Origin of the sequence: Pseudomonas veronii (assembly GCF_001439695.1) — a bacterium.
Classification (GTDB): domain Bacteria; phylum Pseudomonadota; class Gammaproteobacteria; order Pseudomonadales; family Pseudomonadaceae; genus Aquipseudomonas; species Aquipseudomonas veronii.
In genome coordinates this window covers 171,651-184,283 of record NZ_JYLL01000009.1, presented here as the reverse complement: position 1 = coordinate 184,283, position 12,633 = coordinate 171,651, and the positions used below count along the sequence as shown (strand labels likewise).

The following is a 12,633-nucleotide window of genomic DNA, read 5'->3' as shown; positions in this document are numbered from 1 at the left end:
TTTCATTCGCATGTGTGGTTTTTTTCCTCAGCCCCGTCTTCCTCCTGATTGTGTTCGATCCGCACACCTTTTTGGCTGTTTGGCCACCCCGGGGGATTTCATGTTTCGCGCGCCTTGCCACGCTTCGCACCTGCTTTTTCGACCGAGCCTAATGGCGACATGCCTGGCCTTCAGCCTCAGCGCCCATGCGCAGTCGTTCACACTGCAACTGCCCGCCCAGGCGTTGGCCACGTCCCTGAGCCAGGTCGCGCAACAGGCGAAAATCCAGCTGCTGTTCGATGAAAAGCAGCTCAAGAACGTCCAGGCGCCGGCGCTCGACGGTGACTTCACCGCGGAAGTAGCGATTCGTACCCTGCTGAACAATGGCGCGTTCACCCTGATCAAGGTCGGCAGCACCTACGTCGTGCGCCCCGATGAGGGCAAAACCACCAGCAGCGGCGCGATCCAGCTGGACGCCTTGAGCGTGATCGGCACCGGCAATCAAGTCGACTCCAGCACCGTCGGCCGCTCGACCCTGAGCCAGGCGGACATCGACCGCTACCAGGCCAACAACATCCCCAGCCTGCTGCAGACGTTGCCTGGGATCAGCCAGGGCGGTTCGCTCAAACCCGGCGGCCAGACCATCAACATCCGCGGTTTCGGTGACGCCGAAGACGTCCCGCTGACCGTCGACGGCGCCACCAAGAGCGGCTTCGAGCGCTACCAGCAAGGCACGGTGTTCATCGAGCCCGAGCTGATCAAGAGCATCGAAGTGGAGAAAGGCCCCAACTCGCCGTTCAGCGGCAACGGCGGTTTTGGCGGCACGGTGAACATGACCACCAAGGATGCCCCGGACCTGCTCAAGGACGGCCGCAACAGCGGCGCGATGCTCAAGTACGGTTATTCCAGCAACGACCACGAACAGGTCTACAGCAGCGCCGTGTATGGCCGCACCGACGATGGCCGGTTCGACGCCCTGGCCTACCTGACCCAGCGCGACGGCGGCGACATGAAGGTGGCCGCCAAGTTGCCCAACGAGAACAACCAGTACCCGATCAACCCCCAGCGCCTGCCCAACACCGCCCAGGATGTGGACGGCAAGCTGTTCAAGGTCAACGCGCACTTCACCGATGAGCACAGTGTCGGCCTGTCTTACTCGAGCGCCCGCAGCAACCGGTGGACGCCGTTTTCCGCCGCGAGCTACCCGACGCCACCGACCCAGGCCAACATCGACCGCTACGGCTACGAAGGCGCGTTGAAACGTTTCCTGGCCAACCGCGACACGCTCGACACCACTTGGTCGGGCAAGTATGAATACCAGCCCCTGGACAACCCGCTGGTGGACCTGACCGTCAAATATTCACAGTCCGACACCCAGCAGACCGACGAGCGCGACGCCACCGCGTTTTTCCAGTTGGCCACCGGCGGGCGCAAGATGGACACGGCCTACACCGACAAGCATCTCGACATCCGCAACGTCAGCCTGTTCGACACCGGGCCGTTGCAACACGCACTGACAGTCGGCGGGCAAATCCGCAAGCACACCCGCGAAACCGAGATGTGGATGCCCGGCGCCACCTACAACACGCCGCGCTACAACTATGGGCATTTCCAGCCGAGCTTCATGCCCCATGGCAAGGTGGATACCAACAGCTTCTTCATCCAGGATGCGCTGACCCTGGGCGACGTGACCGTCACGCCATCGCTGCGCTACGACCATGTGCGCAACCGCGGCGAAGCCAACGATGCGCCGTACTACAGCAACCCCGACCCGGCCGTCGGCCACGACTACAGCGATCGCACCTACACCGGCTGGTCGCCGCGCCTGGCGCTGTTCTGGACCGTCACCCCGAACGTCGCCCTGTTCGCCAACTGGAGCCAGACCTGGCGCGCCCCGGTGATCGACGAACAGTACGAAGTGCAGGGCCTGGGCAGCCGCACCGCCACCAGCGTCGACCTCGACCCCGAGCGCATCACCTCGATCACCGTGGGCAACATCACCCGCTTCGACAACCTGATCGCCCAGGACGATAACCTGCAACTGCGCACCACCCTGTTCCACAACAAAGTCGAAGACGAAATCTTCAAGGCCACGGGCGTGGGCTGCCAGAACCAGGCTATCAACGGCGGCACCATCGCCACCGCGTGCCCGCCGGGGCCGAGGTCCAATTACCGCAACATCGGCGGCCTGACCATCAAGGGTTTCGAGCTGGAATCGTTCTATAACTCCACCTACCTGTTCGGCTCGGTGTCGTTCGCCTACGCCACCGGCAAGCACGAAGGCGCCTACACCAACCCATGGGGCCCGGATGTGTCGGCCCGCGACATTCCGCCGACCAAATGGGTGCTGGTCATGGGCACCCACATCCCGGCCTGGGATGCCCAGGTGGGATGGATGGGGCAATTCATCGGCGCGACCGATCGCCTGCCCAGCGATAAATACTCCGGCGGCCCCGGCTCCGGCGTCGGCGACTTGTTCTACGACCAGTACGGCAACAAGCGCTACAACACCCAGGGCCTGTTCGCCAAATGGGCGCCGCAACAGGCTTACCTGAAAGGCACCGAGGTGAACTTCACGGTGGACAACCTGTTCAACAACAACTTCCGTCCGGCGCTGAGCGGCGACCGTGCCTACACCAAGGGGCGCGACGCGAAGATCAGCGTGACACGGTTCTTCTGACAGCGGCCTAGCGGTTGCGCACCAGGCTCAACTCGGCCGTCGGTGTGCGCTGCTTGCTCAAGTAGCGGGTACAGCTGACGCGCAGAAACGAGGCAAAATTGACCACCTCGCCGCGGTAGTCCATGACTTCCTCGTACAGCTTGGTGATCAGTTGATTGGTGGTCATGCCATCCACGCTGGCGATTTCGCTGAGGATGTCCCAGAACTGGTTCTCCAGGCGCACAGTGGTGACGACGCCGCAGATGCGCAGGGAGCGCGAGCGAGACTCATAGAGAATCGGGTCGGCCTTGACGTACAGCTCGCACATGGCGATGACCTCCGTTGCTTACAAGGTGATTGTCGTGCCCAGCAGGCCGAGGAACCCGGCCAGCCAGCTTGGGTGCGCCGGCCAGGCCGGCGCCGTGACCAGATTGCCTTGAACGTGGCTGTGGGTCACTGGAATATCGATGAACGAACCGCCCGCCAGGCGCACTTCCGGGGCACAGGCCGGGTAGGCACTGCACTCGCGACCGGCGAGGATACCGGCCGCCGCCAGCAGTTGCGCGCCATGGCACACCGCAGCAATCGGCTTGCCGGCTTGATCGAAGGCGCGCACCAGTCGCAGGACTTTTTCATTCAGGCGCAGGTATTCCGGCGCACGACCACCGGGCACCAGCAGCGCATCGTAGTCGGCGGCTTCGACCTGGGCGAAATCCGCATTCAGGGCGAACAGGTGACCGGGCTTTTCGCTATAGGTCTGATCGCCTTCAAAGTCATGGATCGCGGTTCGCACGGTCTCGCCGGCCGACTTGTCGGGGCACACCGCGTGGACGATATGACCGACCATCAGCAGCGCCTGGAAGGGCACCATCACTTCATAGTCTTCGACATAATCGCCGACCAGCATCAGGATCTTTTTCGCAGCCATGGGGCATTCCTCCAGTTCAACGGTTGGGCAGACAAGAGTAGTCAAGATAGGCGCGTGCCGACGGGCCGGGTAATCCCCCGCTACTACAACTGTACGGATCAATCCGCACCCAGCTGTAGACCCCCGATTCGCGGAGGTTGTGGCTAGATGATCGTCCACTTCCGACCACTCGATTCCGGTTCCCGCCATGAACTCGCGCGAAAACACCGGCATGGCCCTCGGCCTGCTGGGCGTCATCATCTTCAGCCTGACTCTGCCCTTCACGCGTATCGTGGTGCAGGAAATCCACCCGCTGCTCAACGGTCTGGGCCGTGCGTTGTTCGCCGCGATCCCGGCGGCGGCGCTGTTGCTGTGGCGCCGCGAGCGCTGGCCGAGCTGGCGCCAGGTGCGCGGCCTGTGCCTGGTGATTGCCGGGGTGATCTTGGGCTTTCCGGTGTTGTCGGCGTGGGCCATGCAGACGCTGCCGGCGTCCCACGGCGCGTTGGTCAATGGCCTGCAACCGCTGTGCGTTGCGCTGTACGCCGCGTGGCTGTCCCACGAACGGCCGTCAAAAGCCTTCTGGGCCTGCGCCGCCTTGGGCAGCGCGCTGGTGCTGAGTTATGCGTTGATCAGCGGTGCCGGCAGTATTCAAGCGGGGGATCTGTTGATGCTCGGCGCGATTGCCGTGGGCGGCCTGGGTTATGCCGAAGGTGGGCGCTTGGCCAAGGAGATGGGCGGCTGGCAGGTGATCTGCTGGGCGCTGGTGCTGTCGACGCCGCTGTTGATCGGCCCGGTGGCTTACCTGGCGGTGCAGCATCAAGGCGCGATTTCCATGGGCACCTGGTGGGCGTTCGGTTATGTGTCGCTGTTCTCGCAGTTCCTGGGGTTCTTTGCGTGGTACGCCGGGTTGGCCATGGGCGGCATTGCGCGGGTCAGCCAGATTCAGCTGTTGCAGATCTTCTTCACCATCGCGTTTTCGGCGTTGTTCTTTGGTGAACACATCGAGCCGATCACCTGGCTGTTCGCCTGCGGGGTGATCGTGACGGTGATGCTGGGGCGCAAGACCGCGGTGCAGCCGGCGCCAATCTCGAAGGCCAATGCGATTTAACGGTGGGAGGGGGCTTGCCCCCTCCCACATTGGCTTCGTGTTCAGCCGAGGTAACCGTCGGTGCGCAACAGGGTTTCCAGGCAGTGCTCGGTGATGTGATAGAAGTCCTTGAGTGCCTGAATCTTGTCCAGTAGCTGCGCGTTGTCCACCGGTTCGGCGCGTTTCACCGCAAGGATCATCTTGTTCTTGTTGGTGTGTTCCAGGGAGATGAACTCGAACACCTTGGTCTCATAACCGCAAGCCTCCAGGAACAAGGCGCGCAGGCTGTCGGTGACCATTTCCGCCTGCTGGCCCAGGTGCAAACCGTATTGCAGCATCGGCTTCAACAGCACCGGGCTCTGGATCTGCAGGCGGATCTGTTTGTGGCAGCACGGCGAGCACATGATGATCGAGGCGCCGGAACGGATGCCGGTGTGGATCGCATAATCGGTGGCGATGTCGCAGGCATGCAGGGCGATCATCACGTCCAGCTCGCTGGGCGCGACGCTGCGCACGTCGCCGCAGGTGAACACCAGCCCCGGGTGTTCGAGGCGGGCGGCGGCGGCGTTGCACAAGCTGACCATGTCTTCGCGCAGTTCAACACCGGTGACCTCGGCCTCGACATTGAGGGTGTTGCGCAGGTAGTCGTGGATGGCGAAAGTCAGGTAGCCCTTGCCCGAGCCGAAATCAGCGACGCGCACCGGTTGGTCCAGCCTCAGCGGGGACGCGATCAGCGCATGGCTGAACACTTCGATGAACTTGTTGATCTGCTTCCACTTGCGCGACATCGACGGGATCAGCGCGTGCTTGGCGTCGGTCACGCCCAGGTCGGCGAGGAACGGCCGGCTCAGGTCGAGGAAGCGATTCTTCTCGCGGTTGTGCTCGGCCGACGGCGCCTCACGCAATTGCTGCGGCTTGCTTTTGAACAGCGAGCTTTTGTTCTTCTTGCTGTATTCCAGCTGGGCTTCGTCGGTCAGCGCGAGCAAGTGTGCGTTCTTGAACGAGGTCGGCAACAACTCGGCAATCGCCGCCACGCCGTCGGCCACCGGGAGGTTCTTGGTGATGTCGCGGGTTTTGTAGCGGTAGACGAAGGACAGGCAGGGCTGCTCCTTGACCGTCACCGCCTTGATGATCAGCCGTTGCAGCTCGGCTTCCTCACCGACGTACTTGGCCAGCACCAGTTTGATAAAGGCGTTGTGCGCAAGGCTTGCGCTGAGCAGTTCGATGAACTGGGCGTGATGATCCGGCGCAGGGCGGGCAGGTTGAGCGGTGACGGACATGAACAAAAACGCCTCGGGCTGGGAATGCCGGGCATTTTAGGGGGGATGGGGGCTGAGGGCACGGGGTTATTTGATCAACGGTAAGATTGGGGGCCCCACCGCAGATCCAAATGTGGGAGGGGGCTTGCCCCCGATGGCAGTGTGTCAGTCAGCTCATCTGCAGCTGATGCACCGCTATCGGGGGCAAGCCCCCTCCCACATTGGGTTCGGCACTTGTTGGGTTATTCGAGCACGATCAGGCGATTGGGCAATTCATTGCGCGCGTGCGTCAGCGGCACATGCACCTTGAGCAACTCTCCGCTGGCTTCGATGCAGGCAATGAACCCGGCCAATGTCTGGCCCTGTTTCACCTGCTGGGTAAACGCCTTGACGATACCATCCCAACTGCTGTCATCCAGGCGTTTGGAAATCCCGTCATCCACCAGGATCTCCACATAGCGCTCGGCCTCGCTGACAAAAATCAACACCCCGGTGCCGCCCAGCGTGTGGTGCAGGTTCTGCTCGAGGAACTGACGCCGCGCCAGGTTCGACGCGCGCCAGTGGCGTACCGAGCGGGGGATCAAGCGGGTAGTGACTTTAGGCAGGCGAAACACCAGGCACAGCACGATGAATGTCGCCCACTGCGCCAACAACAAGGTGTACATGCTCAGGTAGCCCGAGAAGTAATGCACCACCCCCGGCACCACCAACGCGATCAGGCTGGCCCACAGCAACGGGATGTAGGCGTAATCGTCGGCACGCGCGGCCAGCACGGTCACCAGCTCGGCGTCGGTCTGTCGCTCGACCCGGGCGATCGCTTCGGCGACCTGGCGTTGTTCGTGTTCAGTCAGTAGTGCCATGGTTGTAAACGCTCGTTTTTAGTTATTGTCATCACCAGCCGCCCGAAGCCCCGCCACCGCCGAAACCGCCACCGCCGCCGCGAAAACCACCGCCACCACCGCCGCCTCCTCCCCCACCGCCACGGCCGCTGCTGCTGAGAATCGCCAACAGGATCGCCCACACGGGCAGGCCCAGGCGATTGCACAGCCACAACACGCCGATCAGCAGGACGAACAAGCCGATGGAAAACCCCGGATTATCCTTGGCGAAGTTGGCATCCGCCACATGGGCCGGCACCGCCAGCGGCTCGCCGCCCACCACCTGGATCATCGCGGCGACGCCGTCGCTGATGCCCTGGCTGAACTTGCCGGCCTTGAACTTGGGCGCAATCACCTGATTGATGATCACCCACGACTGCGCATCGGTCAGCGTGCCTTCCAGGCCATAACCGACTTCGATGCGCAATTTGCGCTCATCGCGGGCGACGATCAACAGCGCACCGTTGTCCTTGCCCTTCTGGCCGATGCCCCACTGGCGCCCCAACTGATAACCGTAGTCTTCAATCGGCACGCCCTGCAGGTCAGGCACGGTGACCACCACGATCTGGTCGCCACGGCTTTGCTCCAGCGCCTGCAATTGCTGGGTCAACTGCTCGCGCACCGCCGGGTCGATCATCTGCGCAGTGTCCACCACCCGCCCGGTCAACGCCGGGAAGGTCAACGCCGCCTGGGCCACGCCCGCGCAGGCCAACAGCCATAGCGCCAGGCCTATCCGTAATAAACGCATCGACACCTCAATGCAGCTTTATTTGAACTTCACTTGCGGCGCTTTATCGGCATCGGCAGTGGTGGCTTCAAACGTGGCGCGGATCGGCAGATCGCTGTACATCACGCTGTGCCACAGGCGCCCCGGGAACGTGCGGATCTCGGTGTTGTACGCCTGCACCGCCTGGATAAAGTCGCGACGCGCCACGGCGATACGGTTTTCCGTGCCTTCCAGTTGCGACTGCAGGGCCAGGAAGTTCTGGTTGGCCTTCAGGTCCGGGTAGCGCTCGGACACCACCATCAAGCGGCTGAGCGCACTGCTCAAACCGTCCTGGGCTTGCTGGAACTGCTTGAGTTTTTCCGGGTTGTCGAGGGTGCTGGCGTCGACCTGGATCGACGTGGCCTTGGCCCGCGCTTCAATCACTGCGGTGAGGGTGTCTTGTTCATGGGTTGCGTAACCCTTGACCACTTCCACCAGGTTGGGGATCAGGTCGGCACGCCGTTGATACTGGTTCTGCACCTGGCCCCAGGCCGCCTTGGCCTGTTCATCCAGGGTCGGAATGGTGTTGATGCCGCAACCGCTCAGCACTGTGCTGATCAATAGCAAAGCCGCGGCCTTCAAGCCCCAGCGGTAACCTTGTGCTGCTTGCATGGTGTTTCTCCTGCCCAACCTTGATGGAATTTGACGACTCGCCCTATAAACCGCGCACATGGGGCATAATCCGCCCCCACTACTGGAATGCATCGAGCCAATCAGCTAAAAAGATGCCCAGCGCGATAAAGAGTTCAGAGTGTGCTGCATTTTTCTGAACGACACCCGAACAACAATAGACGCTCCCCACATTTTGGCCGATCAGCCTAACCGCTGTGCAGTGCGCCGAAAAAGGATATTCATGAAGAAGCTGTGTTTGCTCGGCCTTGTTGCCACTCTGGCCACCCACCCCGTCTGGGCAGAAACAAAGCCTGCTGCGCTTAAAGACAAGGACGCCTTCGTCAGCGACCTGCTCAAGCAGATGACCCTCGATGAAAAGATCGGCCAATTGCGCCTGATCAGCATCGGCCCGGAAATGCCCCGCGAGCTGATCCGCAAGGAAATCGCCGCCGGCCGCATCGGAGGCACCTTCAACTCCATCACCCGCCCGGAAAACCGTCCGATGCAGGACGCGGCCATGCGCAGCCGGTTGAAGATCCCGATGTTCTTCGCCTACGACGTGATCCACGGCCACCGCACGATTTTCCCGATCAGCCTGGCCCTGGCGTCCAGCTGGGACATGAACGCCATCGGCCGCTCCGGGCGCATTGCCGCCCAGGAAGCCGCAGCCGACAGCCTCGACATCACCTTCGCGCCGATGGTCGACATCTCCCGCGACCCGCGCTGGGGCCGCACCTCCGAAGGCTTCGGTGAAGACACCTACCTGGTGTCGCGCATCGCCGAAGTGATGGTCAAGGCCTTCCAGGGCAGCAGCGCGGCGAATGCCGACAGCATCATGGCCAGCGTCAAGCACTTCGCCCTGTACGGTGCGGTGGAAGGCGGTCGCGACTACAACGTGGTCGACATGAGCCCGGTCAAGATGTACCAGGACTACCTGCCGCCGTACCACGCGGCGATCAAGGCCGGTGCCGGCGGTGTGATGGTCGCGCTCAACTCGATCAACGGCGTGCCCGCCACCGCCAACACCTGGCTGATGAACGACCTGTTGCGCAAGGACTGGGGCTTCAAGGGCCTGGCCGTCAGCGACCACGGCGCGATCTTCGAGCTGATCAAGCACGGCGTGGCCAAGGACGGACGTGAAGCCGCCAAGCTGGCGATCAAGGCCGGCATCGACATGAGCATGAACGACTCGCTGTATGGCAAGGAATTGCCGGGGCTGCTCAAGTCCGGCGAGATCGAGCAGAGCGACATCGACAACGCCGTGCGTGAAGTGCTCGGCGCCAAGTACGACATGGGCCTGTTCAAAGACCCGTACCTGCGCATCGGCAAGGCCGAGGACGACCCGGCCGACACCTACGCCGAAAGCCGTCTGCACCGCGCCGATGCACGAGACATAGCACGCCGCAGCATGGTCCTGCTGAAGAACCAGAACGACACCCTGCCGCTGAAAAAATCCGCGACCATCGCCCTGGTCGGCCCACTGGCCAAGGCCCCCATCGACATGATGGGCAGCTGGGCCGCCGCCGGTAAGCCGGCACAATCGGTGACCCTGCTCGACGGCCTCAACGCGGTGATCGGCGAGAAAGGCAAGATCATCTATGCCCGTGGTGCCAACATCACCAACGACAAGGCCGTGGTCGACTACCTCAACTTCCTCAACTTCGATGCCCCGGAAGTGGTGGATGACACCCGCCCGGCCCAGGTGATGATCGACGAAGCGGTCAAGGCCGCCAAGGATGCCGATGTGGTGGTCGCTGCCGTGGGCGAGTCCCGTGGCATGTCCCACGAATCGTCCAGCCGCACCGACCTGAACATCCCGCAAAGCCAGCGCGACCTGATCAAGGCCCTCAAAGCCACCGGCAAGCCACTGGTGCTGGTGCTGATGAACGGCCGTCCGCTGTCGATTCTCGAAGAAAACCAGCAAGCCGACGCGATCCTGGAAACCTGGTTCGCCGGCACCGAAGGCGGCAACGCCATCGCCGACGTGCTGTTCGGTGACTACAACCCGTCGGGTAAGCTGCCGATCACGTTCCCACGTTCGGTGGGGCAGATTCCGACCTACTACAACCACCTGACCATCGGCCGGCCGTTTACCCCAGGCAAGCCGGGCAACTACACCTCGCAGTACTTCGATGACACCACCGGGCCGCTGTTCCCGTTCGGCTATGGCTTGAGCTACACCACGTTCAGCCTGTCGGACATGGCGCTGTCGTCCACCACCCTGAACAAGAGCGGTAAGCTCGACGCCAGCGTCACCGTGAAAAACACCGGTAAGGTCGACGGCGAAACCGTGGTGCAGCTGTATATCCAGGACGTGGCCGGCTCGATGATCCGCCCGATCAAGGAGCTGAAGAACTTCCAGAAAGTCATGCTCAAGGCCGGCGAAGAGCGCACGTTGCACTTCACCATTACCGAAGAGGACTTGAAGTTCTACAACAGCCAGCTCAAGTTCGCGGCCGAACCGGGTGAGTTCAATGTGCAGATCGGCTTGGACTCCCAGGATGTGCAGCAGCAGACCTTCGAGCTGCTCTAACGCCCGCCCCCGCCCTCTGTAGGAGCGAGCTTGCTCGCGAAGACCGTTAACGATGACGCGCTCATGCTGAATGAACGCGTTGTTCTCAGGTTTTTCGCGAGCAAGCTCGCTCCTACAGTTAAGCGAATTGAGCGAATTAAGCGCGTTGAGCGCGTTGAGCGAGTTGAGCGCGTTGGGCGCGTCAGTCGCGTCGATTGAGCAGGTTCACCACCAACCGATCGATCCACCCCCACACCCGCTGCTTCACCCGCCGCCACAACGGCCGCGACTTCCATGCCTCCAGGCTCACCGCCTGGCTCTGGGCAAAATCCCGTTCGAAACTGCCGGCCACGGCCAGCGTCAGCGCAGGGTCCAACGCTTCGAGGTTGGCTTCCAGGTTGAAGCGCAAATTCCAGTGGTCGAAGTTGCACGAGCCAATGCTCACCCAATCGTCCACCAAGACCATCTTCAGGTGCAGGAAGCACGGCTGGTATTCAAAGATCTGCACGCCCGAGCGCAGCAAGCGCGGGTAATAACGGTGCCCGGCGTAGCGCACGGACGGGTGATCGGTACGCGGGCCGGTCAGCAGCAAGCGCACGTCCACGCCGCGCCCCGCCGCCCGGCGCAAGGCCCGACGCACGCCCCAGGTGGGCAGGAAATACGGGGTCGCCAACCAGATGCGCCGGTGGCCGCTGCTCAGCGCGCGGATCAGCGAGTGCAGAATATCGCGGTGTTGGCGCGCGTCGGCATAGGCAACACGGCCGAGACCGGACCCGGTCGGCGGTACTTTGGGCAAGTGCGGCAAGCCGAAATGGGTGGCCGGTTTCCAGGCGCGGCGGTCGTCGTTGGCCAACCATTGCCGGTCGAACAGCGCTTGCCAGTCGAGCACCAGCGGGCCGTCGATCTGCACCATCACTTCATGCCAGTCGGCGCTGTCCTGCCCCGGTGTCCAGAACTCATCGGTGACGCCGGTGCCGCCGACCACGGCGATGCCTTGATCGACCAGCAATAATTTGCGGTGGTCGCGGTACAGGTTGCCCATCCAGCGCCGCCATTCCAGGCGATTGTAAAAACGCAGTTCCACACCGGCGTCGGTCAGGCGCTTACGCAACCCGAGGGTGAACGCCAGGCTGCCGTAATCATCGAACAGGCAGCGCACCCGCACGCCCCGCTCAGCCGCCTGCGCCAGCGCCTGCACCAAGACTTCGGCGCAGGCGCCGGCTTCCACCAGGTATAACTCCAGATCCACCTGATGCTCTGCCCGGGCAATGTCCACCAGCATTTGCGGGAAAAAGCTCGGCCCGTCGATCAACAACTCGAAACGGTTGGCGCTGCGCCACGGGAACACTGCGCCGCTCATGTCAGCGCGCCGTAAAGATCAGTACCGCACCCACCGGCACCGCCAAACTGATCGACGCCAGCCCAGCCGCGTTGCGCAACGCCGTCACACCCGGCACCAGCTCAAAATCCTCGGCGCGCAACACCAGCGGTTCCAGGGTCACCACCTGGAAACGCCGATCATCCAGGCGCGTGGCCAACAGCTCGGCGTTGTAGGTGTGGGTCTTGCCATGCAGCGTGACGCTCAATGGCAGGCGCAACTCCAACTGCGCGCCGGGGGCCAGGTCGTTGATCGGTTGCAGGTTGATCTGCGTGCTGATCAACGCTTCGGGGAAGGTCTTGATCTCGAACAGTTGATTGCGCATGCGCTCATCGCGCAGCGGGATGCCGCTGTTGACCGACTCCAACTCCACTTCCACCTGCGCCGCACCGTTGCGGTCGACCTTGCCGTGCAGCACCAGGAAGCGCTGCACCTCGGCAATCTCGGTGTTTTTGGTGGTGACGAACGACAGCCGCGAGGACTCGTTGTCCAGGTACCAGTCCGCGTGGGCAGGCACGGCGGCGGCGGCCAGCAGGGCGAAGGCCAGGGGTTTGATGACAGACGCGTTGAACATTAAAGACTCGTGGGGCGGAAAA

Annotated in this window: 11 protein-coding genes; 3 read left to right on the top strand and 8 right to left on the bottom strand. The window is 62.6% G+C overall.

Annotated features, from left to right (window positions below; translation table 11 throughout):
• Positions 1 to 100: 100 nt before the first annotated feature.
• Positions 101 to 2,659 carry a TonB-dependent receptor gene (locus tag TU80_RS14570; protein ID WP_057004756.1) on the top strand — a complete coding sequence of 853 codons (2,559 nt, stop codon included), beginning with the start codon at positions 101 to 103 and terminating at the stop codon, positions 2,657 to 2,659.
• A gap of 7 nt (positions 2,660 to 2,666) precedes the next feature.
• Here the strand turns inward: TU80_RS14570 and TU80_RS14565 are convergent, their stop codons facing one another.
• A complete protein-coding gene (locus tag TU80_RS14565) occupies positions 2,667 to 2,966 on the bottom strand; it encodes a ribbon-helix-helix domain-containing protein (RefSeq protein ID WP_017844854.1) in 300 nt (99 codons plus the stop codon).
• A gap of 18 nt (positions 2,967 to 2,984) precedes the next feature.
• On the bottom strand, positions 2,985 to 3,566 hold the full coding sequence (locus TU80_RS14560; protein ID WP_017844853.1) for a DJ-1/PfpI family protein: 582 nt from the start codon (positions 3,564 to 3,566) through the stop codon (positions 2,985 to 2,987).
• Between the two features lie 187 nt (positions 3,567 to 3,753).
• On the opposite strand from TU80_RS14560, the gene TU80_RS14555 reads away from it, so the two are divergent.
• Positions 3,754 to 4,653: a DMT family transporter gene (locus TU80_RS14555; protein WP_057004755.1), complete on the top strand. Its 900-nt coding sequence runs from the start codon at positions 3,754 to 3,756 to the stop codon at positions 4,651 to 4,653.
• A 41-nt stretch (positions 4,654 to 4,694) separates the two neighbouring features.
• On the opposite strand, the gene TU80_RS14550 is transcribed toward TU80_RS14555, so the two are convergent.
• The 4 genes from TU80_RS14550 to TU80_RS14535 form a co-directional block, all read right to left on the bottom strand.
• A complete protein-coding gene (locus TU80_RS14550; protein WP_017844851.1) occupies positions 4,695 to 5,912 on the bottom strand; it encodes a class I SAM-dependent methyltransferase in 1,218 nt (405 codons plus the stop codon).
• 221 nt (positions 5,913 to 6,133) lie between these two features.
• Positions 6,134 to 6,751, bottom strand: coding sequence for a TPM domain-containing protein (locus tag TU80_RS14545; protein ID WP_057004754.1), 618 nt, complete (start codon positions 6,749 to 6,751; stop codon positions 6,134 to 6,136).
• A gap of 31 nt (positions 6,752 to 6,782) precedes the next feature.
• Positions 6,783 to 7,517, bottom strand: coding sequence for a TPM domain-containing protein (locus TU80_RS14540; RefSeq protein WP_057004753.1), 735 nt, complete (start codon positions 7,515 to 7,517; stop codon positions 6,783 to 6,785).
• Positions 7,518 to 7,535: 18 nt separating this feature from the next.
• A complete protein-coding gene (locus TU80_RS14535) occupies positions 7,536 to 8,147 on the bottom strand; it encodes a LemA family protein (RefSeq protein ID WP_017844848.1) in 612 nt (203 codons plus the stop codon).
• A 241-nt stretch (positions 8,148 to 8,388) separates the two neighbouring features.
• Between TU80_RS14535 and bglX the strand changes: the two genes are divergently transcribed.
• Entirely contained in the window at positions 8,389 to 10,680 is a 2,292-nt protein-coding gene (bglX, locus tag TU80_RS14530) for a beta-glucosidase BglX (RefSeq protein ID WP_057004752.1), read from the top strand.
• Positions 10,681 to 10,861: 181 nt separating this feature from the next.
• On the opposite strand, the gene TU80_RS14525 is transcribed toward bglX, so the two are convergent.
• Positions 10,862 to 12,019 (bottom strand): phospholipase D-like domain-containing protein, encoded by a 1,158-nt coding sequence (locus TU80_RS14525; protein WP_057004751.1) that lies wholly within the window; start codon positions 12,017 to 12,019, stop codon positions 10,862 to 10,864.
• A gap of 1 nt (position 12,020) precedes the next feature.
• On the bottom strand, positions 12,021 to 12,611 hold the full coding sequence (locus tag TU80_RS14520; RefSeq protein ID WP_017844844.1) for a YceI family protein: 591 nt from the start codon (positions 12,609 to 12,611) through the stop codon (positions 12,021 to 12,023).
• Positions 12,612 to 12,633: the final 22 nt, after the last annotated feature.